The sequence below is a fragment of the Pseudomonas sp. XS1P51 genome (assembly GCF_054897845.1).
Map to the genome: position 1 here is coordinate 1,891,162 of NZ_CM142707.1, position 21,552 is coordinate 1,912,713.

The 21,552-nt window shown below is 58.9% G+C and carries 22 protein-coding genes and 1 pseudogene; 7 read left to right on the plus strand and 16 right to left on the minus strand.

All coding sequences use genetic code 11. The features are described 5' to 3' along the window. Nucleotides 1-15 precede the first annotated feature (15 nt). Nucleotides 16-1,401 (minus strand): aminotransferase, encoded by a 1,386-nt coding sequence (locus tag ACYZUD_RS08610; RefSeq protein ID WP_462023576.1) that lies wholly within the window; start codon nt 1,399-1,401, stop codon nt 16-18. Between the two features lie 38 nt (nt 1,402-1,439). After that, complete coding sequence (locus ACYZUD_RS08615; protein ID WP_462023578.1) at nt 1,440-2,084, minus strand: TetR family transcriptional regulator C-terminal domain-containing protein; 645 nt, start codon at nt 2,082-2,084, stop codon at nt 1,440-1,442. A gap of 190 nt (nt 2,085-2,274) precedes the next feature. Here ACYZUD_RS08615 and ACYZUD_RS08620 point away from each other — a divergent pair, with 190 nt between their 5' ends. The 4 genes from ACYZUD_RS08620 (at nt 2,275) to ACYZUD_RS08635 (ending at nt 7,391) form a co-directional block, all read left to right on the plus strand. Beyond that, a complete protein-coding gene (locus tag ACYZUD_RS08620; protein WP_462023580.1) occupies nt 2,275-3,870 on the plus strand; it encodes an ABC transporter substrate-binding protein in 1,596 nt (531 codons plus the stop codon). A 73-nt stretch (nt 3,871-3,943) separates the two neighbouring features. Beyond that, a complete protein-coding gene (locus tag ACYZUD_RS08625; RefSeq protein ID WP_331190166.1) occupies nt 3,944-4,927 on the plus strand; it encodes an ABC transporter permease in 984 nt (327 codons plus the stop codon). A gap of 17 nt (nt 4,928-4,944) precedes the next feature. Further along, nucleotides 4,945-5,811 carry an ABC transporter permease gene (locus ACYZUD_RS08630; RefSeq protein WP_462023583.1) on the plus strand — a complete coding sequence of 289 codons (867 nt, stop codon included), beginning with the start codon at nt 4,945-4,947 and terminating at the stop codon, nt 5,809-5,811. Then, entirely contained in the window at nt 5,808-7,391 is a 1,584-nt protein-coding gene (locus ACYZUD_RS08635; RefSeq protein ID WP_462023584.1) for an ABC transporter ATP-binding protein, read from the plus strand. Before ACYZUD_RS08630 ends, ACYZUD_RS08635 begins: the two co-directional genes overlap by 4 nt. Before the next feature lie 753 nt (nt 7,392-8,144). Here ACYZUD_RS08635 and ACYZUD_RS08640 read toward each other — a convergent pair. Together ACYZUD_RS08640 and ACYZUD_RS08645 are read right to left on the minus strand one after the other, a co-directional pair. Further along, complete coding sequence (locus tag ACYZUD_RS08640) at nt 8,145-9,224, minus strand: tyrosine-type recombinase/integrase (RefSeq protein WP_462025205.1); 1,080 nt, start codon at nt 9,222-9,224, stop codon at nt 8,145-8,147. After that, nucleotides 9,110-9,367, minus strand: coding sequence for an integrase arm-type DNA-binding domain-containing protein (locus ACYZUD_RS08645; protein ID WP_462023586.1), 258 nt, complete (start codon nt 9,365-9,367; stop codon nt 9,110-9,112). The genes ACYZUD_RS08640 and ACYZUD_RS08645 overlap by 115 nt, the downstream gene beginning before the upstream one ends. Before the next feature lie 129 nt (nt 9,368-9,496). On the opposite strand from ACYZUD_RS08645, the pseudogene ACYZUD_RS08650 reads away from it, so the two are divergent. Both ACYZUD_RS08650 and ACYZUD_RS08655 read left to right on the plus strand, forming a co-directional pair. After that, nucleotides 9,497-9,946 (plus strand): annotated as a pseudogene (locus ACYZUD_RS08650) (Arm DNA-binding domain-containing protein); the annotation flags it as partial. A 441-nt stretch (nt 9,947-10,387) separates the two neighbouring features. After that, a complete protein-coding gene (locus tag ACYZUD_RS08655) occupies nt 10,388-10,936 on the plus strand; it encodes a hypothetical protein (RefSeq protein ID WP_462023588.1) in 549 nt (182 codons plus the stop codon). Here ACYZUD_RS08655 and modC read toward each other — a convergent pair. Genes modC through ACYZUD_RS08675 form a run of 4 tightly spaced genes read right to left on the minus strand, consistent with a single transcriptional unit; the run spans nt 10,933 to nt 14,338 of the window. Then, nucleotides 10,933-12,033, minus strand: coding sequence for a molybdenum ABC transporter ATP-binding protein (gene modC, locus ACYZUD_RS08660; RefSeq protein ID WP_462023589.1), 1,101 nt, complete (start codon nt 12,031-12,033; stop codon nt 10,933-10,935). The genes ACYZUD_RS08655 and modC overlap by 4 nt on opposite strands. A 2-nt stretch (nt 12,034-12,035) precedes the next feature. Next, nucleotides 12,036-12,731: a molybdate ABC transporter permease subunit gene (modB, locus tag ACYZUD_RS08665; protein ID WP_462025206.1), complete on the minus strand. Its 696-nt coding sequence runs from the start codon at nt 12,729-12,731 to the stop codon at nt 12,036-12,038. 12 nt (nt 12,732-12,743) lie between these two features. Continuing rightward, nucleotides 12,744-13,496 (minus strand): molybdate ABC transporter substrate-binding protein, encoded by a 753-nt coding sequence (modA, locus tag ACYZUD_RS08670; protein ID WP_462023591.1) that lies wholly within the window; start codon nt 13,494-13,496, stop codon nt 12,744-12,746. Between the two features lie 23 nt (nt 13,497-13,519). Further along, complete coding sequence (locus ACYZUD_RS08675) at nt 13,520-14,338, minus strand: TOBE domain-containing protein (RefSeq protein ID WP_462023592.1); 819 nt, start codon at nt 14,336-14,338, stop codon at nt 13,520-13,522. 182 nt (nt 14,339-14,520) lie between these two features. Between ACYZUD_RS08675 and ACYZUD_RS08680 the strand changes: the two genes are divergently transcribed. After that, complete coding sequence (locus ACYZUD_RS08680; RefSeq protein ID WP_462023593.1) at nt 14,521-14,952, plus strand: TOBE domain-containing protein; 432 nt, start codon at nt 14,521-14,523, stop codon at nt 14,950-14,952. Nucleotides 14,953-15,060: 108 nt separating this feature from the next. Here the strand turns inward: ACYZUD_RS08680 and ACYZUD_RS08685 are convergent, their stop codons facing one another. The 8 genes from ACYZUD_RS08685 to nifV form a co-directional block, all read right to left on the minus strand. Continuing rightward, nucleotides 15,061-15,603 (minus strand): flavodoxin, encoded by a 543-nt coding sequence (locus ACYZUD_RS08685; RefSeq protein WP_065835919.1) that lies wholly within the window; start codon nt 15,601-15,603, stop codon nt 15,061-15,063. A gap of 221 nt (nt 15,604-15,824) precedes the next feature. Further along, a complete protein-coding gene (gene clpX, locus ACYZUD_RS08690) occupies nt 15,825-17,156 on the minus strand; it encodes an ATP-dependent Clp protease ATP-binding subunit ClpX (protein ID WP_462023594.1) in 1,332 nt (443 codons plus the stop codon). After that, complete coding sequence (gene nifM / locus ACYZUD_RS08695) at nt 17,149-18,036, minus strand: nitrogen fixation protein NifM (protein ID WP_462023595.1); 888 nt, start codon at nt 18,034-18,036, stop codon at nt 17,149-17,151. The genes clpX and nifM overlap by 8 nt, the downstream gene beginning before the upstream one ends. Then, nucleotides 18,029-18,496 carry a nitrogen fixation protein NifZ gene (locus ACYZUD_RS08700; protein ID WP_462023596.1) on the minus strand — a complete coding sequence of 156 codons (468 nt, stop codon included), beginning with the start codon at nt 18,494-18,496 and terminating at the stop codon, nt 18,029-18,031. The genes nifM and ACYZUD_RS08700 overlap by 8 nt, the downstream gene beginning before the upstream one ends. A 197-nt stretch (nt 18,497-18,693) precedes the next feature. Further along, nucleotides 18,694-19,038: a nitrogenase-stabilizing/protective protein NifW gene (nifW, locus tag ACYZUD_RS08705; RefSeq protein ID WP_462023597.1), complete on the minus strand. Its 345-nt coding sequence runs from the start codon at nt 19,036-19,038 to the stop codon at nt 18,694-18,696. Further along, nucleotides 19,035-19,574 (minus strand): hypothetical protein, encoded by a 540-nt coding sequence (locus ACYZUD_RS08710; protein ID WP_462023598.1) that lies wholly within the window; start codon nt 19,572-19,574, stop codon nt 19,035-19,037. The genes nifW and ACYZUD_RS08710 overlap by 4 nt, the downstream gene beginning before the upstream one ends. An 11-nt stretch (nt 19,575-19,585) precedes the next feature. Next, nucleotides 19,586-20,374, minus strand: a complete 789-nt coding sequence (cysE, locus tag ACYZUD_RS08715) for a serine O-acetyltransferase (RefSeq protein WP_462025207.1) — start codon at nt 20,372-20,374, stop codon at nt 19,586-19,588. Between the two features lie 2 nt (nt 20,375-20,376). Beyond that, nucleotides 20,377-21,525, minus strand: a complete 1,149-nt coding sequence (nifV, locus tag ACYZUD_RS08720) for a homocitrate synthase (RefSeq protein ID WP_462023599.1) — start codon at nt 21,523-21,525, stop codon at nt 20,377-20,379. Nucleotides 21,526-21,552 lie beyond the last annotated feature (27 nt).

Here is a 21,552-nt window from a genome sequence, read left to right on the forward strand (position 1 = left end):
ACCACCTCGTGGCGATTAGCGGGCGTATTTTTCGGCAGCGTGCAGCAAGCTTGCGCGCAGGATCTCGATCATGCTATCGATCTGCTCGCGGGTGATAATCAGCGGCGGCGACAGCACGCACATGCTGCCAATGGGCCGCACGATCAGACCCAGTTCATAGCATTGGCGGTCGACGTACTGGGCGATCTCGCGGTCCAGTTCCGTGGCCGCCGGCGTGGTTTCGCCCGCAGCGCACTCGATGCAGCCGAGCAGGCCGATGCTGCGCACATCACCCACCAGCGGCAAGCCGGCCAGGCTCTGCAGGCGTTCCTGAAAATACGGAATGATGTCCCGGACATGTTCCAGCAGATGGTCGTCGTCGAACACCTGCATGTTGGCCAGTGCTGCCGCGCAGCTGACCGGGTGCCCGCTGAAGGTATAGCCGTTGCTGTAGCAACTGCCGTTAGCATTGTCGCCACTCACACGATCAAGCACTGCGTCGCTAATCACAAAGCCCCCCAGCGGCACATAGCCGGAGGTGACGCCTTTGGCGAAGGTGATGATATCCGGGGTGATGTCGAACAACTCTTGCGAGGCGAACCAGTGCCCGCAACGACCGAAGCCGGTGACCACCTCATCACTGATGTAGAGGATGTCGTGGCGCCGGCAGATATCCAGAATGCGACGGTGGTAGCCCTTGGGCGGGATCAGGATGCCGCCAGAGGCCAGCACCGGCTCGGCGATGAAAGCGCCGATATTGTCCACGCCAATGGACGCAAGACGGTCTTCGAACTCAGCCAGTAACTGCTCGAGAAATTGGGCCTCAGAGGTGCCCGCCGGCTGGCGATACAGGTTCGGCGCGCTGAGAAACGAAAGCTCCGGCAGTGCCAGGTCAAAATTCGGTCGATTACCGGCGCGCCCCGAGCAAGCAGCAGTCAGATGCGTGCTGCCATGGTAGCCGTCGATGCGGCACAGAATGCCCTTCTTGTTCGGCCGGCCCAGCACATTGTTGTAGAACTGCACGAAGCGCAGCGCCGAATCCACCGCCGTCGAGCCGCCGGTGGTAAAGAACACCCGGTTCAGATCGCCCGGCGCCACTTCGGCGATACGCTGGGCAAGCTCTGCCGAGGGGCCGTTCATGGAGTACCAGGGCGTGTTGTAGCACAACTGCATCGCCTGTTGCGCCAGGGCGTCAGCAATTTCCTTGCGCTGGTAGCCGATCTGCGTACACCACATGCCAGCCGGGCCGTCGATCAGCTTGTGGCCCTGAGCGTCGAACACGTAGACGCCCTCACCCTTCATCAGCAAAGGCCGGGTGCTCCGACCCAGCTCCGTCATGTCTTCGGCGGGCACCAGCAGATGTTGGCGAGCGGCCTGACGCAGTTGAGTGGCGTCAAGCGGGAGATTGAGGCGTTCAGACATGGCGAAACTCCTTTAAGGGCAGAACGATCAGGGCGCATCTAGGGCGCGGGCAATGAGAATTCGTCAGGAAAAAAAACGGCCATGTAGGCGTAGCAAAGCCTGCGCGACGCCTCTCGCTGGGCAGGTCCCGTCTCGCCGGTGACATGGTTGAACGTCCAGCAGCCGTCGCTCAGGGCATACAGGCCAAAAGCGATTTGCGCAGCCGGCAGGTCCAGTTGTCTATCAACGGCCAGCGCCTCAACCAATTCGGTTATGGAGGCCAGCGAGCGCCGCTTGAGCTCACCGCAACGTGCCCGATAAGCCGATACCCGCGAGGTCTCGGCCCAGAAGGCCATCCACACGGCGACGTTTTTGGGTTTGGCGATGCGCTTGTCAAAGTCCAGGTCGATGACCAGCCGCAGGCGTTCGGCCACGGTGGCAGTATTGGGCGCCAGAATCTTGTCCCAGAGCACTTCGTATTCCTTGACCAGCATATCGAGCGCCGCCAGCAGCAGGCGTTCCTTACTCTTGAAATGGAACGCGACCACACCGTAGCTGCAACCCGCTTCTACGGCGATGTCATTCATGGTGATACCCGACAGGCCCTTGCGAGCGATGACCGTGACTGTCGCCGCGAGCAATTGCTCCTGGCGCTCAGCGACCTGATCGGATTTGTTGGCAGGCTTTGCAGTGACTTTAACCAATCTATTTCCCCCAGCATTGTAGTGGGCCGTCAGCAGCCCAGTTGCCATGTGCCAGAGAAGATAGACTGACTGGACAATCAATATCAAGTGGTTGACTAATCAATCAACCACGAATAGCTTGAGTGGCACGCAGGTCAGCTGCGTCAGGGGTTCGAGAAAACAGCCATGCATTTTTTTCGGGGATGATCAGATGACGCACAGCAAAGACCCAGATGACACCTGCAACGGTTTTTCACGCCGACGCTTTCTGGAAGTGGCCACGGTTCTGGGTGCCAGTGCCGCCATGGCTTCAGCATTACAACCGGGCATGGCGTTCGCTGCCCCCGCGACGCCCAAGGCTGGCGGCCACGCCCGCTTCGCCATCAACGACGGCGCACCCAGCGATAGCTACGACCCTGCTGGCTGGTTGACCTCTTTTGCTCAGGCTGCATTTGGCGGCACCCTCACCAATGGTCTGACGGAACTGGCGGTCGACGGTTCGATCGTGGCGGCACTCGCCGGGAGCTATCAGGCCAATGGCGACCTGACGGTGTGGACCTTCACCCTTCGCCCGGGCCTGGTGTTCCATGACGGCCGCCCGGTCACCCCCAATGATGTGATTGCCTCGTATCGTCACCACATGAGCAAGGACTCCACCTCCGGGGTCAAAGCCTCACTCGATACCCTCACCGACATCAGCGCCAAGGGCGAGCACGATGTGGTGTTTACCCTCAGTGGTGGCAACGCCGACTTCCCGTACACCGTGTCCGATAACCACCTGGCGATCATGCCGGCCAACGCTGACGGCAGCCTGGACTGGCAAAAGGGCGTCGCTACCGGTCCGTACATGGTCGAAAGCTTTCAGCCAGGCACCGTGCTAAAAATGAAGCGCAACCCGCACTACTTCAAGAAAGGCCTACCCTGGTTCGATTCAGTTGAGTTCGTCAGCATTGCCGACGTGGCGGCGCGCACCAATGCCCTGGTTACGGGCGAAGTCGACTACATGGTTGACGCCGATATCAAGACCCTGGCCATGCTGGAACGCAACCCCAAAGTTCACGTTTTACGCACCGCTGGCGTGCGGCACTTCAGCTTCGACATGAACGCCAAAGTCGCGCCCTTCGACAAGCCTGAGGTGCGCCTGGCCATGAAGTACGCCATGGACCGTGAGGCCATTCTCAAGAAGGTTTTCCTGGGCAACGCCAAAATCGCTGACGACAACCCCATCGCACCGCAGATCAAGTTCGCCACACAACCCAAACCGCTGCACACCTATAACCCGGACAAAGCTCGCGCCCTGCTCAAACAGGCGGGCCTGGACAGCATTGAAGTGGATCTATCGGTCGCCGATACCGCTTTCCCCGGCGCTGTCGATGCCGCGCTGTTGTACAAGGACTCGGCGGCCAAGGCTGGCATCACCATCAATGTGATCCGCGAGGCAGATGACAGCTACTGGGACAAAATCTGGCAGCACAAGCCGTTTGTCGCCTGCGACTGGCTGGGTAAACCGACCCTGGACGCCATGTTCACCACGTCCTATGCCAGCAACGGCCCATGGAACGACACTGGCTGGGCCAATCCGACTTTTGACCAGTTACTGGTACAAGGCCGCGGCGAGTCCGATCCGGTAAAACGCCAAGCCATTTACGCGCAGATGCAGCAAATCTTGCATGACGATGGCGGGGCCATTGTGATGGTGTACGCACAATTCATCGACGCCGTGTCGGACAAGATCGCCCATGGCCCGCTGGGCAATATGTTGCAGTGCGACAACTTCCGCATGGCCGAGCGCTGGTGGATGGCCTGAGTCGACTGCGCACCCTGTACTGACACCCTGCACGGCATGGGGTCGTGCGGCTGGCAAAACTCGGGAAATAACCATGGACAGTGCGCTTTCAAACCCGGTATTGCGAACCACTGTGCAACGCCTGGGCATGGGCCTGGCAACGCTGGCGGCGGTATCGCTGCTGGTGTTTTCAGCGGTATTGCTGCTGCCCGGCGACTTCGCTAAGGCTACCCTCGGCCGCTCCGCCACCCCTGAAACGGTGGCGGCCCTCCAACGCCAACTGGGCTTGGACCAACCGTACAGCGAACGTTACCTGCACTGGGTGGGCGGCGCGCTGACCGGCGACTTCGGCCTATCGTTCACTTCCCGCGCCGGTGAGCCGCGTCCGGTCATGGGCATCGTCGCACCCCGCCTGAAAAACACCCTGTTGCTGGCCGGCATCACCGCACTGGTGGCGGTTCCGCTGGCGCTGCTGCTCGGTATTCTTGCCGCAATCAAGCGTAACAGCTGGCTCGACCGGTTGTGCAACCTGACGACGCTGGTGAGTATTTCGTTTCCAGAGTTCTTCGTGGCCTACACGCTGATGCTTTTGTTTGCGGTCAAGCTGCCGTGGTTCTACTCACTGGCTCGCATTACCCCCGGCATGAGCGTCGGCGACATCGCCTTGCACCTTGCGCTCCCGGTGCTGACCCTGACTCTGGGCATTGTCGCGCACATGATGCGCATGACCCGCTCAGCCATCGTCAGCCTGCTGACCAGCCCCTATATAGAGATGGCCACGCTCAAGGGAATTGCCCCATGGAGGATCATTCTGCGCCATGCCCTACCCAATGCCTGGGCACCGATCAGCGCGGTGGTGGCCTTCAACCTCGCTTATCTGGTGGTCGGCGTGGTCGTCGTGGAAGTGGTGTTCGTCTACCCCGGTGTCGGTCAGACCATGGTTGACGCAGTACGCTCGCGAGACATTCCAGTGGTGCAGGCCTGCGCGCTGATCTTCGCCGCAACCTACATCGCCCTCAACCTGGTGGCCGACATCGTTGCCATCACCACCAACCCACGGTTGCTGCACCCGCGATGACAGACGAGACCCCACCCATGACGGTACTTTATACGGCCCCGCTCGAACGTGTGACGGTCAGTCGCTGGCAGCGCTTGAAGCGCAAACCCTGGATGGTCTACCTGTGTGCGGCGATCGTTATCGGCTACCTGCTGGTGGCGTTGTTGGCGCCCTGGCTTGCGCCCCACGGCGAAGCAGAGGTCATCAGCGACCAACCGTATGCTCCCTGGAGCAGCGAGTTCTGGCTGGGTACCGACCAGATCGGTCGCGACGTGCTCAGCCGCCTGATCTACGGCACACGCAACTCGGTGGGCATCGCGGTGCTCACCACCCTGCTGGCGTTTTCCGTCGGTGCCAGCCTGGGCGTGTTCGCCGCGATTCGTGGCGGCTGGATAGATAACCTGCTGTCCGCCGCCATCGAAACCTTGATGGCGATACCGCAACTGATTCTGGCCCTGATTCTGCTGGCAGCGCTTGGTCCGTCGATTCCCAATATCGTGCTGATCATCGCCGTGATCAACGCCACGCAAATCTACAGGCTGGCACGCACCACTGCACGCAACGTGGTGGTGATGGATTTTGTCGAGGCCGCACGGCTGCGCGGTGAAGGCACAGCATGGATACTGCGCCGTGAGATCCTCCCCAATATCCTGCCGGCCCTGATCGCCGAGTTCGGCCTGCGCTTCTGTTTTGCCTTCCTTACCATCTCGGCCCTGTCATTCCTGGGTCTGGGCATCCAGCCGCCCTCTGCCGACTGGGGCACCATGGTGCGCGAAGGCGCGACCTTCATCAGCTACGGCGACATCACTCCGCTGATTCCGGCCGGTGCCATCGCCCTGCTGACCCTGGCGGTGAACGTGGTGGTCGACCATTTCCTCGACCCGACCGACGAGCACCGACCATGAGCACCGAGCTGCTGCGCATCTGCAACCTGACCCTGGACGCACGTAACGGTAACGACTGGCAGCCCATCGTGCAGGAAATCGACCTGACTCTGGCGCGTGGCGAGGTACTGGGCCTGATAGGCGAGTCCGGCGCCGGCAAATCCAGCCTGGGCCTGGCAGCCGCCGGATTTACCCGCGCCGGCTGCCGGGTGCGTACAGGCGAGGTCTGGTTCGACGGTGTCGATCTGATCAAGGCCGGCGACAAGCACTGCCAGCAACTGCGCGGGCGACGTATCGCCTATGTCGCGCAAAGCGCCGCCGCTGCTTTCAACCCGGCACGGCGCCTGCTCGACCAGACCATCGAAAGCGCCCTGCTGCACGGCATACCCCGTGACGAAGCCGAAGCCATCGCACGGCAGCTATACAGCCAACTCAGTCTGCCTGACCCGGATCACTTCGGTGAGCGCTATCCGCACCAGGCCTCCGGTGGTCAGTTGCAGCGAGCGATGACCGCCATGGCGATGATCTGCAAACCCGATCTGATCATCTTCGACGAACCGACCACTGCGCTCGACGTCACCACCCAGGTCGACGTGCTGACGGCTATCCGCAACGCTATTGCGCAGTCTGGGAGTGCCGCTCTGTACATCACCCATGATCTGGCTGTGGTGGCGCAAATGGCCCAACGCATCATGGTACTCAAGCGCGGCAAACTGGTGGAACAGGCGCCCACCCGGCAAATGCTTGAAGCCCCGACCCAGGCTTACACGCGCAGCCTGTGGGCGGTGCGCCAGTTGACCAAGGCAGCGGAGCCTGAGGCAAGCTCCCAGATCTTGCGCATCGAACGACTCAGCGCTCACTACGGACACGTGAAGGTGCTCGACGACATAAACATTGATGTGCCCCAGGGTCGCACCACCGCAATCATCGGCGAGTCTGGCTCAGGAAAGTCCACACTCGCCCGCTGCATCACCGGCTTACTGGCGGTGAGCGGCGGGACGGTGCAGTTTGCCGGGCACCCCCTGACAGCGCGTTACGCTGAACGGCCGCTGGAGCAATTGCGGCAGATCCAGTTGGTTTACCAAAGCGCCGACACTGCCCTGAACCCGAAACAGACCGTGCGTGAATTGCTCGGGCGGCCATTGGCGTTTTATCACGCCCTGGGCGGGGCAGCGCTGCAGCAGCGTCTGCGCGAACTGATGGAGATGATCGAGCTGAGCCCCGATCACCTCTCGCGCCTGCCCGGCGAACTCTCGGGCGGACAAAAGCAGCGCGTGGCGATTGCCCGTGCCCTGGCGGCCGAGCCACGCCTGATCATCTGCGACGAAGTGACCTCGGCATTGGACAAGCTGATCCAGCAAGGCATCATCAACCTGCTGTTGCGCCTACAGAAGGAACTGGGGGTGTCGTACCTGTTTATCACCCACGACATTGCGACCGTACGCGCGATTGCCGACCGCATTGTGGTAATGCACCAAGGCCAGGTGGTGGAACAAGGCACCCGCGAACAGGTGCTCAACCCGCCTCATCCAGCCTATACCGAGCATTTGCTGGCGTGTGAACCGCAGATGACCGAAGGATGGCTGGATGCGCGGATCTGAGGGGCACGCCCGTTGTTATTAGCCAGCAGATCTAAAGCTTAGATAAGAGCGTGATTTTCGTTCTGATGCACATATTTGATATCGAGCGTGGTTGGACAGAAACAAATCCGCCTGCGCCGCTGTCATCGCCAACAATACATCCAAGATCATTCGTACCTTGGGCTGGATATAGCGCGTGCGCGGCCAGATGACATGGATCGGCATCTGCGCTCCGCGGTGGCAATCTAGAACTGTAAACAACGCACCACTGCGTAGATGGTCATCGATTAGCCAAGAGGGCAACTAAGACAACCACAGCCATCCCAACACCGCCTCGTTAATGCGTCTCAACGCGCGCGGGAGCGGTGTGGATTCCACCAAAAGCCAGTGTGAGCTGGCGGGACATTTGGCACAAAAGGACGTCATGTTTCCGCTGAATATTTTCTTTCACTACAATTATTTAGCTCACTTTTCAGTGCGAAAGGTGTCGCAAACCCAAAAAGTGACTTTGACGCTGTTTTAGCGGTTTTTTGGCACAGAAATCTTGCTCTAACGCCCGTCGCTGCTGCTTGTGCCAAAGCCGGTACAAAGCAGTGCCATAGTTGTCGCTTGCTCACAGTGGGCAAAAAGTGGGGTCAAAACTCATTTATACAAAAAAATCACCCCCCATAAAAAATCCAACCACCGCTAAGTGGCTGGATTTTCTATGTAAATATGGTCGGGACGGAGTGATCCGAACACTCGACTCGCCCTCCTAGCACGCCATGTTAGGAATCAACATAGTCCAGCTGCGAGCCCAGAAAAACCCGTTGGAGCTCGGCCGAGCTGCGGCATGTGTGCTTCGGGCGTAGGCGGCGGAACGCCGACCTCTAGGGCATCTAACAAATCCGCCCAATATTGCATCATCCTACGTCTAGGCTCGACGTATTCCGCATGATTGTACGCAGCCCGAATTTGGTTGGCATCAGCGTGAGAAAGCTGCGCCTCGATCCATTCCTCTACAAAGCCAACCTCGTTGAGCGCCGTTGAGATGGTAGCCCTGATGCCATGACCGGTGAGCCTCCCTTTGTAACCCATCCGGCTGATCGCGGTGTTAAGGGTATTTTCACTGATCATTTCCTGCGGTTCGTATCGGTGAACCAGCAGATACCGTGCACCGCGCGCCCTTAACTTCATCATCCGCTGCACAATTACAATTGCTTGAGTGGAAAGCGGAATCACATAAGGTGGAATCTCATTCCCCTGTGTTCGCACACGACTTCGGAGCTGCTTCACACCCTCCGGTGGTACCAGCCAGATCCCCTTGTCGAAGTCGAATTGGTCTGGCGTCGCCGCCCGCAGCTCTCCTGTACGCACGCCCGTCAGCAGCAATAGACGAATGCCAAGTCGTGTCTTTTCTGCACACCCATAGTGGGTGACGGTCCTGAGCAATCCTGGAAGTTCATTTACTTGGAGGAAAGGATTATGGCGAACTGGCCGCGGCGTCTCGGCAACGATATCAAGGTCTGCTGCAGGGTTCACATCAATGAGCCCTTCCGCCATAGCAAAACGAAAGATCTGGTTGAGCCAGGTGCGCACCTTTCGAGCAGAGACCAGCGCACCTCTGCGCTCAATTCGCCTAATGAGCTCCAGCACGTCACCACGAGAAATATCCGCGATCGGAAGATCGCCCAAACACGGCAGCATGTCCTTCTTCAGGTATTTGCTGGCTTGCCCTGCACTGCCCTTATTGCTTTTCGTCAGTTTTTTACTTCGGAACTCATGCCAGCGATCAGAAACCGCTTCAAACGTGTTGTTGACGGCGTGAGAGGCTTTCTGCCGCTCTGCGCGACGATGCGATCGGGGATCGGGGATCGGGGATCGATATTGTTGGCCACCAGCGCACGCGCAGCCTCTCTCCGCCGACGAACCTCCTTGAGACTCACGTCGGGATAGGTACCGAGGGAAATACGCAATTGCTTGTCATCTCCTTTTTCATACTTCTTGAAAGATTCCAAAATTTTACTCTGGATTTTTCCAAGCGAGTATTTACTTGAGTTCCAGCGGTGTTCTGCTCTACGAGAGCCCAGTAACGTCCATCAAGAGCCGACGTTTTTGTGGGGGGAAAAGTAGGGGGAACTCATTTTATGGCCAAAATCACCATCAAAGAACTCGAGTCGCTGACCGCCGATGATGCCGGCCGAATCCTCAGGGAGGATGGCAATCTCGCCGGTCGAATCTCAGTCCGCAAGGACGGTGTGTCGGTCAGCTTTTTCTATCGTTATCGCTGGGGCGACCAGAACAAAGAGTACGCCTGCGGAACCTGGCCGCGCAAATCCCTGACTGACATCCGCAAGGCGCGTAACCAGGCCAGGGCGCTCATTGACGAGCAGATCAATCCCAGCGAGCAAAAGAAAACCGCCAAGGCACAGGCATACGCCGCTGCTAACGTAGAGGCCAAACAAGTAAAAACGACGAAGGTGCAAACGCTGACCGTCCAGGATCTGGTCAAGGCCTGGCTGTTGGATGGCGTCGCGCGTAAAGACGGCAATGCCGAGTTGCAACGACGCTTTAACAAGGACCTTTTGCCAGCACTCTGGATTTCAGTGGTTCCCGCTGGAACGAAAAAAGGACCCGAAGGTCCTGATTTCAATCACTTACAGAATTCAGTGGAACTCTGCGGCGCAATATTTGGAGCGGGAAACGAGACTCGCATCTGGCGTCCGACCCATTGAAATCTAAGGGGTTTATTTTCTTGCCGGAGCAGGAAAAGACTTAATTCTGGACTTGTTTTTGAAGGGTATCAAGGGCCAGGAAAGATAGCTTCGGACTACACGATCTGATTCGACCCACAGCCAATTGGGCGGCAAGCAATCTCACGACGCCTGAGCACGTACCGACTGTGTGAAAGTTTTCCAGCACCTGCCAAAGAGACACGATCCGGTCGTAGAGTTGTTGGACACCGCGCTCCCCCGGAATTTAACATCCACTCAACCTGCGTTGACCTTCACTCGCGATCGATAAAGATGGCCCACTGCATGTACACATTCGTGAGCTTCACCGTTGCGGAGCTGTTCGAGAAGGTTTGGGAAACGCCCATGGTCAAATTGGCTCAGGAAATTGGTGTTTCCGACGTCGCCGTCGCCAAGGCTTTCCGTAAAGCTGGCATCCCCCTCCCCGGTCGTGGCCATTGGGCAAAGCAGGAAAAGCGGCGAAAACGCAAACCCACGCCTCCACCAATCGAAGGTAAAATCCGATTCCAGCTTCTCGACCCTGCCCCCCCGCCCGCTGAGACTAGCGCAGAGACAAACTCACCTACCGTCCGGCGAATTATTGAAGTCCCGTCTCAATTGACCGCGCCCCACCCTTTAGTGAGTCAATGGCTGAAAAGCACAAGAGCATCAAAGCTCAAGGATGGCTACCTCGATTACGCAGGCAAGCGTGTCTTGAATTCAATGATCTCCTCGTCATTGATAGAACGTTGCGCAACCCTATTTGATGCGCTGATCAAAGAGGGTGAGAAGGTTATTCATGGAAGATCAACGCTGAAGGAAAAACCATCGTCACCGTCAACGATGAGCACTTAATTCATCAACGCCACAGCCTTGACTAGCGCATACACCGGCATGCCTGTGCTTAGCTCAAGGTCCACTGCCGAGCGGCGAGTTATGCGTGAAAGCATCACAGCGCCGTCCAAGTTGATGCGCACCAGTGTTTGCGCACTCTGCAGGTCATCGATAAGGTCCAGTACTTCGCCTTGCAGCATATTGAGGATGCTGCTGCGTTGCGGTTTTTCCAGCGCCAGGGCGACATCACGGGCCTGGATGCTGACGCGCACGCGTTGGCCCAATGGCAGTTCGCTCAACGGCAAGACCAGCAAACCACCGGGCACGCGCACCCGGCTCAGGTGGAAGGTTTCGTCATGCGATTCGAGCACACCTTCCAGCGCAGTTTCAGCTTCATTCAGATGAGCCAAGGGCAGATCGGCACGGGTCAATAGCTGGTTAAGCGGTCCGACGGCGCGCAGCTGGCCATTTTCCAGGTAAAGCATGTGATCGGCCAGGCGGCTGACTTCCGCCAACGAGTGACTCACGTAAAGCATTGGGATACCGAGTTCACTGTGCAACCGTCCCAGGTAAGGCAGCACTTCCTGTTTGCGCCCTTGATCCAGGGCTGCCAACGGCTCATCGAGCAATAGCAGGCGCGGGCTGGTAGCCAGCGCGCGGGCAATCGCTACCCGCTGACGTTCACCACCGGACAGGTGTTGTGTCGAGCGTTTGAGCAGGTGACCAATGCCGAGCAACTCCACTGCCAGCTCCAGTGAGACGCGACGTTCATTAGGCGCTATACGCCGCTGGCCGTATTCCAGATTCTGGCGCACATCCAGATGCGCAAACAGGCTAGCCTCCTGAAACACGTAACCCAACGGCCGTCGATCAGGTGGCAGAAAGAACCTGCGCGCCTCATCCTGCCAGCATTCACCAGCGACTTCGACGTAGCCGCTCTTATCCCGCTCCAGTCCAGCAATACAACGCAGCAAGGTGGTCTTGCCCGACCCGGATTGACCGAAGATCGCCGTGACCCCATTGGCGGACAGACGTACTTTGACCTGCAGATGGAAATCACCCCAACCGTGATCCAAACGCAGATCAATGCCGCAGGGCGAAAGTGCAAGATCGGTCATATTCACAGCATCCGCAGGCGGGCGTTAAAGGTATAAAGGGCAAACAACACCAGAAAGGCAAAAACCAGCATGCCCCCTGCCAGCCAATGCGCCTGGGCATATTCCATCGCTTCGACGTGATCGTAGATCTGTACCGACACCACACGTGTACGCTGTGGGATATTGCCACCGATCATCAGTACCACACCGAACTCGCCAACGGTGTGGGCGAAACCGAGGATCGCTGCTGTGATAAAGCCAGGACGCGCCAGCGGCACGACCACGGTGAAAAACGTATCCAGAGGTGATGCACGTAGCGTCGCGGCGACCTCCAGCGAGCGCTTGCCAATAGCCTCGAACGCTTGTTGCAACGGTTGTACGACGAAAGGCATGGAATACAAGGTAGATCCAAATACCAGCCCAGCGAAGGTAAAAGGCAACAGGCCCAAACCGAGTGTTTGAGTCAGCGCGCCCAGCGGGCCGTGCGGGCCGAGACCGATCAACAAGTAAAAGCCAAGCACCGAGGGCGGCAGCACCAACGGTAACGCAACCATGGCACCTATCACTGCGCGCAGGCGCGAACGAGTAATGGCCAACCACCAAGCGATCGGCGTGCCAATAACCAATAGGATAAGCGTGGTGAGACTGGCCAGTTTGATGGTCAACCAGACTGCGTCAAGATCGAATGCAGAGAGCAATAGAAGCTCCTTAAAGACCAGGACACCCGAACACTAGAGCGTGTAGCCATACGAGCGGATGATCGCTGTAGCCTTGGGCCCCTTGAGGTAGTCGATCAATGCCTTGGCTGCCGGGTTGCTCTCGCCCTTGGTCAGGATTTGCGCGTCCTGGCGGATGGGTTTATAGAGATCGTCCGGCACCAGCCAGTCCGAACCGCTGACCAGCTTGCCGTTCTCGGTTACCTGGGACAGCGCAACGAAACCAAGCTCGGAGTTCCCGGTAGCAATGAACTGGTAGGCCTGGGAGATACTTTCACCGGTGACGATCTTGCTTTCGACTTGCTGGGTCAGGCCAAGCTTATCCAGTGTTTGCATGGCAGCGGCGCCGTAGGGCGCGGCTTTTGGGTTGGCAATGGACAAATGCTTGAAGTCGCCTTTCTTCAGCACCTCCCCCTTGGCGTCAACATAGCCGGGCGTAGCCGACCACAGCACCAGCTTGCCGATGGCATAGGTGAATCGACTGCCCTGGACACCCGCCTTCTCGCTTTCCAGCCTGGCGGGAGTGGTGTCATCAGCGGCAAGAAACACCTCAAAAGGCGCACCCTCTGTGATCTGGGTATAGAACTTGCCGGTAGCGCCAAAGATCAAAACCGCCTGGTTGCCGGTGTCTTTCTCGAATTGCTCGGCAATCTTGCGCATCGGCTCAGTGAAGTTGGCAGCCACGGCCACCTGCACTTGCTCGGCCTGCACCAGGGTCGAGATCAACACGAAGCCAATGCAGACAAGCAGACTGGAACGGACTTTCATATGTAAAACTCCTTGAGTCGTGATCAATCGTATACGGCGAGGATAACGCTGGAAGCCTTGAACAGAGCGCACGCCTGCTGCCCCACTGCCAAGCCCATGATGTCGCAGCTGTCGTGAGTGATAACCGCGGTAACACTGCGCCCGGACGGCAACAGCAGGCTGACTTGATCGTTCACCGAGCCTTGTTGAATCTCGACGATCTCGCCCCATAACTGGTTGCGTGCGGTAAGACGCAAGTCGCGGTCAGTGCAGAGCATCACCGATGAGGATTTGACGAAAGCGAAAACCTCCTTGCCAATGGCCAGCGCGAGATTCTCCGCACTGGCTTTAGTGATGACTGAAATCAGCTCGCTCTGCGCATCTAGACGCAGGCGCACTTCGTAGTCCACGCCCCCATCGCGTAGACCGGCAATAGGCCCAGAGAATTGGTTGCGTGCGCTGGTCTTCATCGAAAGTCGGTGCATAAGGCTTTGAAAGTCATGAATATCGGCCCCTCCCACGTCTCCCAGACGTACGCTGAGCCGGTCGAGCGCAACCTGATATTCGAGTTCCAACGCCCGGTACATGGCGGCAATGCTGCGCCCGTAGTCGGTAAGCTGAGTACCGCCGCCCTGCCTGCCACCCGTAACCCGGACCACCAAGGGTTGCGCCGCCATGTTGTTCATTGCATCTATCGCATCCCATGCCGCCTTGTAGGACAGCGGCACCGCTTTGGCCGCCTGGCTGATAGAACCACACACGCCGATCTGTTCGAGCAGACGAATACGTATTTCGGAGAGTGAAACGCCAACCGCGCCTTCAAGCGACAAGTGGCCGATGAAGCGCTGCGGGGTATTGGTCATATTGGCTCCATCTGTATACGTCGATACATAGCGATAAACGTGCCAATTATGAAGGCGCTATGGTTGTGCCTATATCAAAGCCTTTCCTACAGTAATAGCGACCGAACAGGAGTCCCTATCCGGGTTTTCTATGTAGCAAACACTACAACGTGTCGCGAAGCCGACATCCGCGGAGAATCAACATGCAAATCAGCGCGCGTAATCGTTTGTGGGGAAAGATTTCACAGTGCCATCCTGGTGCAGTTAACGCAGTGGTGGATATTGACCTGGGCAACGGCGACCAGTTGGTCGCCGTAGTAACCATGGACAGTGTGCGCGAGCTGCAACTGGCCACCGATGTCGAAGTGGTTGCATTGATCAAGGCTCCTTGGGTCATGTTGATGACCGATGCCAGCAACTTCCAACTGTCCGCGCGCAATCAGCTACCGGGCACCGTGGAGTCGGTAGAAGCCGGGGCGGTAAATAGCGAGGTGACGCTGCGTTTGACGGGTGGTGCGCAAATCACCGCTATCGTTACTCGTGAGGCGGTGGCTGAGCTCGGGATAGCGCCCGGTGTGCAAGCGACGGCAGTGATCAAGGCCTCGCATATCATTTTGGGCCGCAAGAAGACCTGATTTTTCCAGATCAGGTCTTTGACAAGGCTGTGAGCCGATGGGCCCTTTCAAAAGAAAGAGCCCATCAATCGTACGACTTTCAAACCAGATACCGAATTAGACGCCAGGTTACAGCGCCAGACCAAAGTCCGCCGAAATCGACTTCAACCAGACATCCAGACGCTCCTCCGTGAGACCACTCTGATTGTCCAGATCCAGCGCCAGGCCAACGAACTTCCCATCGACCACCGACTCAGAGTGCTCGAACTCATAACCTTCGGTTGGCCACGCACCGACCAGTTTGGCACCCAGCCCGGCAAAGAAGCTGTGCAGGACGATCATCGCGTCGAGGAACTCATCGCCGTAGCCGACTTGATCACCCAACCCGTACAGCGCGATGGTCTTGCCGGAGAAGTCCAGCCCTGCCAGTTTGGGCAGGAATTCTTCCCAGCTTTCGGTCTCGCAATCGGCGGACAGGCCCGGCAACAAACCATCGCCCAAGGTCGGTGTACCGAGGATCAAGTGCGAGTAACTGGCGAAGTTTTCGGGTGTGGTGCGATTAACATTCAGCGGGTCTGCCATGGTCTCGTCATCGAAGCGCTTTTTGATGATTTTGGCGACCTTGCGGGATTTGCCCGTGTTGGTGCCGAAGAAGATTCCAATTCTGGCCATAGTTCACTCACCTCTGGCTGCTGCATAAATAAGAAAGCGTTCCGGCACCCTTCAAAGCCCGGCTCACCAAGACAAGAGCACGAAACGAGCCATGCCGGACGCTCGAAATATCGACATAACAAACTGATACTTAAAGAATTTTTATAATATTCTGAAGTGCATGTCGCAAAACCGACGTGGCGCTTCGCACGCGATGGCAGGCTCTGTCGGTTTTGCGACACTCAAACATCAACGCTCAGGCGCACCGGCTCAGGGCTGGCCTCCCCGACCGATTGATGCGCTTGAGGCATCTCTTCGTCTTCCTCCGCCAGCCGCTCTGCGACACGCAAACAGTCGCTGCCATCGACATCGCCCTGATCAAGCTCCAGGGTGCAGCCGCGCAATTGGGGACGCGACGGCATGCTGAACATGGTCGGTTGCAGCGCGGCTTCCAATACGGCACGCAAGCCCCGGGCGCCCGTCTTGCGTTGCAGTGCCTGATCGGCAATGAAGCTCAATGCCTCGGGGGTGAAATCCAGGCTCACTCCCTGATAAGCGAATAACTGCTGGTACTGTTTAATCAGCGAATTACGCGGCTCGGTGAGGATGCGCAGCAACGTGTCGTGGTCCAGTTCCTGAAGAAAGGTAATGATCGGAAAGCGCCCGATAAACTCAGGAATCAGACCGTATTCGTGCAGGTCGTCCGGGAGTAGCGAGGTCAGCAACTCGTTGACCGAGGGTTGCTGCCAACGCGGCGGTGCATGAAAACCGATGCTGCTGGTCTTGGGCTGGATACGGCTGCTGATCAATTGCTCCAGGCCCGCGAATGCTCCCCCGGCGATGAACAGAATATTACGCGTATCGACCACCTGCTCTTCGCCCTGCTCGCTGCGCCGCCCTGCCTTGCCAATGCGGACTTCGCTGCCCTCGATCATCTTCAGCAGGGCTTGTTGCACGCCCTCCCCGGAAATATCACGCACCGCCGTACCGCCACCGCTGCGCCGCGCCAGCTTGTCCACTTCGTCGATGTAGACGATGCCCCATTGCGCCTGCTGCACGTCACCGTTGGCGGCTTCGAGCAAGCGGGCAATGATGCTGTCGACATCGTCGCCGACATACCCGGCTTGGGTCAGCGTGGTGGCGTCGGCCGTGGCGAAGGGCATCCCAAGCGTACGCGCCAGGGTGCGCACCAGCAGGGTCTTGCCGGTGCCGGACGGGCCAGCCATCAGGATATTGGATTTTTCCAGTTCGACCCGGTCGCCCAGCTGACAGACCGGCTCGCGGTCACTGTTGAGCAAGCGCAGGTAGTGGTTATACACCGCCACCGCAAGGGTTTCCTTGGCCGTTTCCTGGCCGATCACCGAGCCGTCCAGGTGTTCCCTGTAGGCGGCGGGCGTACTGAGTTTGGGCACCAATTGTTGGTGTTTACGGCGCTGCCCCCAACTGTTCACCACCTGATGGGCCAGGGTGACGCAAGCCTCGCAGATCCGCCCTTCGTTACCGGCGATCAAGGGCACCGTGGAGCTTTTTTCCGCGCCGCAGAACGAGCAGCAGGGTTTCTGAGTATCAGCCATGGGAGCGGCTCTCCATTGATGGGGGGTGTTGCAACAGCTGCTCCAGCCATTGCCGTTGATGGGCCTTGCGCTGACGATCCCGGAGTTTTTCACGCAGGTGCGGCAAAACGGCGTCCAGAGGCGCGCACATGGATGGCTGGACCGACTCGCAGAACAACAAATGAAAACCCAGCGGCGACTCCACCGGCGCACTGATGCGTCCCACCTCAAGGGCGAACAGACTGGCCTCCAGTTCCGGATAAAGAACCCCCGGCCTGACATTGCCCAGTTGCCCGCCTTGTAACGAGGTCGGGCATTCGGAATGTTTCAGGGCCTGCTCGGCGAAACGCCCCGGCTTGCCGTGCAGGCGCCTGGCAATGGACTCGACCCGCGCCAGAGCGGCTTCCCGAGTGTTTTCTGCGAACTCCGGGTTGATGGTGATGAGAATGTGCCGGGCCTGACGCGAGGCAGGCCGCATGAACTGTTCCAGATGATTGAAATAGTAAAGGCTGACTTCGACGTCGCCGATTTCCGTCAGGTCTTTGCACACTCGGTCCAGCACCGTCTCGACCTTTAGTTCACGGGCCAGCAGCGGGCGAATACGCGCCTCGTCCAGCGCGCTGTCGAAGAGTTCCAGACGCAGCGCTTCGGGGTCGTCGTAGCGGCTGGCGATACGTGCCCAAGCATCATCGATTTGCCCCGGCGGGATCATCACGCCGAGCGCCTCGGCGCTGTGCAGCACCGCTTCTTCGATCTGGATCTGACGGCTGACGATGCGCTCGGCTTCAAGCAATTGCTCGTTGCTCAGCGCGGCGGGCGGGCAACCGAAGTGCTCGTGAGCGACCTTCAGCAACTGATAACGGCTTTGCCCGGAAGACAATTGCCGGTTGTGACTACTCATCGCTAACCTCCACTGGCGATTCGGCCATCGCCAGGCTCTGCTCGGGTACTTGCAAGACATAGCCATTGCCAAAATGCACGTGGTACTGGATGCCCTGCGGCAGGTCGCGCAGGACTTTCTCGATGTTGCCGCCACGCCCGGCCTCGACCACCACCTCGCCGCGCAACGACAAGGCGCAGCGCGTAACCACCGAGTCGCGGTACTCGAACAGGTTTGGAACCCACGGGGCCGATGCCAGAATCAACTCCTCTTCACGGCAACCGATCATTTTCCCGTCCCCGAGAAAATGCACGCGGTAGATCAACTGGTCCTGCAAGTAGGTGCCCACATCGTAGACACACCCCACCGCGCCGCGGCGGATCAACAGCGTGCCGGTGTCCAGGCCCGGATAGGTGCCGTCGTTACGCACATTGCGGATCAGACGGACTTCGTCGCCATACTCAAATAGCGGAAGGCTCATGATGCTCTCCTCCTATTTCCAATACAGGACACTAGTGGCCTGTACGGTTAATTCGTTACCTCAAATTCGGATGCCGCACGTCCCTAGCCAAGGCGCTGTGACGAGTCATAGCCCGCTATGGCGAGGAACAGCAACGCAGGATAGGGGCGTGTGGCGCCGAAGTTGACTAACAGAATTAGCCACACAGGCCACTAGGTTCACCCCAGCAACTGATCAATGGAGACGAAAGTCGTCTGCGGCTCATTCATGCGGAACACCTTGAATACTTTTTCGGTCTGCGCATCGGACGCCACAAAGTCCTCATAAGCGCGGCCAAGCAACTGGCGGTAAACGGCCAGCCGCACATTATCGTCGTGGTGGTCCAGCTCGCCGGCCTTGCTCAGGTAGTCGTGGTAACGCTGCATGATGTGCAAGCGATTGACGTGCACGATTTTCTGCTCATAGGGCACGTCGAACAAATCGAGGAAATCCTCTGCAGAGACCAACTCCTCCATCGCCTCATCAAGGGTCAGTCCGGCAGCTGCATCAAAGGCTTGGGTCATGGTCGTATCTCCGCGGTGGCCGCAGTGGGAAAGGGGATGATCTGAGCATTGCGCGCCTCCAGCACCTCAAGCAGCAACCGGGCACCGAGGCGGTTTTCGGCGTCCAGCTCGACAACCTTGGTGAGCATCGCTTTACCGTGCTCGAAATGGCCCAGGCGCAGGCACAGGTAACCGGCACCCTTGAGCGCCAGCAGGTAGAAGCGCAACAAGCCAATGCCGTTCTGCGCCGCCGTGACCAGATGCGCAGGCTGGATGTCGCGCCACAGCGCCGGCAATGCCAGCCGCGGGCCAACGCAAGCCATCACCCGTGCAGCGATACCCAGGGCATTCTGATAACGATGCTGGTAGTAATAAAAACGGTACAGCCCGACTAGCACGTTAAGGTCGTGCGGTGCCAGCGCCTGCGCCCGCAACAACGGCTGCTCGCCCGAGCCCTCGCTGTATTGCTCGGCGGCAGCCTTCAGGCAGTCGGCAACTTCAGCGCTTTGCGGCTCGTCGAAGTAAAGCCCGGCGCCATCAAAATCTTGCAGGTCCATGGGCGCAGCCCTCACTCGGCCAACGGGCTGACAGTCACGCGTCGGCCGACCGAAACCTTGGCCAGCGCAACGGCAGCACCCGGACAGTCGCTTTCACAGACCTCGTTGTCCGGTTCACAACACTGGTAAAACTGCTCCTGAGAACCCGGCGCCAGCAACCCACCGGCCTCGACTTTGCGTTCCAGGCTGTCGATGCGCTCCAGCAGACAGGCAATGGCCTTGCCTACCGGGTCGGGGATCAAATGATGGTCGAGGTCGATGCCATACGGGTTGAGCCGTCCGGCTTCACGCAGGCGAACCACCTTGCCGGGAATGCCCACCACCGTGCAGCCATCGGGCACATCCTCGACCACCACTGAATTGGCACCCACCCGGGCGTTATTGCCGATGCTGATCGGCCCGAGGATTTTCGCCCCGGCGCCGACCAGCACGCCGTCGCCCAAGGTCGGGTGACGCTTGCCCTTGCGCCAACTGGTGCCACCCAACGTGACGCCGTGGTAGAGCGTCACGTCTTGGCCAATTTCGGCGGTTTCACCGATCACCACACCCGCTCCATGGTCGATGAAGAAACGCGAACCGATGTGCGCCCCCGGATGGATATCCACATTGCTGATCAGCCGTGCGAAAAACGACAGCAGCCGGGCCAGATAGCGCCATTCACGCAGCCACAGGCGATGGCCTATGCGGTAAAGCATGATCGCGTGCAGCCCTGGATAAGTAGTGAGCACTTCCAGCGTCGAGCGCGCTGCCGGGTCGCGCTGAAAGACGCAAGCCAGATCCTCGTGCCACTCGCTGAACAGGCTCACTTCAACGCCCCAAACAGCAGCGCGCCGTCTTCGCAAACCTGGCGATACAAGGCATACAGATCGCTGGTCAGCGGGCTGCGCTTGGTCCGGGTGGAAAAGGCACGAATGCACCCCAGCAGCATATTGCTCTGCCCGGCATCCAACTCGATGCCCAGGGCCAGATAACTGGACTCGACCATGCGCGTGCCCGAATGCTTACCGAGCACCAGACTGTGACTACGGCCAAGCCGGTCCGGGTTCAGGCCCTCGTAGTTGCTGCGGTGCTTGAGCAATCCGTCGACGTGAATACCCGCCTCGTGAGTGAACACCCCGGCACCCACCACGCTCTTCTGCCAGGCCACCTTGCGCCCCGAGGCTTGTTCCACCAGTGCGGAAATCGCCCCAAGACCCAGCATGTCGATACCGGTATCGATGCCGTGCAACTGCTCCAGTGCCATGGCGCATTCCTCCAGCGCCGCGTTGCCCGCTCGCTCGCCCAAGCCGTTGACCGTGGTGTTGATGTGCGTTGCCCCACCCTTGACGGCGGCCAGGGTGTTGGCGGTGGCCAGGCCAAAGTCGTCGTGGGCGTGTACCTCCAGTTCCATGTCCAGGCGCTGACGCAGAAAGCTGAAGCGCTCGTACATGGCGAAGGGTTCCATCACCCCGACCGTATCGGCAAAGCGCAGGCGTCGGGCCCCTGCTATCTGGGCCGCTTCGGCGACCCTGATGATGAATTCCGGGTCGGCCCGCGAAGCGTCCTCGCATCCCAGGCAGACTTCCAGCCCGGCCGCGCGTGCCTCGCCGACCAGCCGCACCACCTCATCAAGGGCCCAGGTACGGTCGCGAGCGAGTTTATGTTGCAGCATCAGATCGGACACCGGCAGCGACAGATCGACCATGCCCACACCGCTGGCCAGAGCAGCCTGCAAATCGGTGTCGCACAGTCGGCACCAGGCCAGCAGGCGCGCCGGCAGACCCAGCCCGGCAATGGCACGCATGACTTCACGCTCCTCTTCACCCATGCTCGGAATGCCAATCTCCAACTCCGGCACACCGATACGGGCCAGGGCAACAGCGATGGCGATCTTCTCTTGGGCATTGAAGGCCACGCCGGCACTCTGCTCGCCGTCGCGCAATGTGGTGTCATCTATGATCACGCTGCTCATAACATCCTCCGACCCACGGGCCGTTAT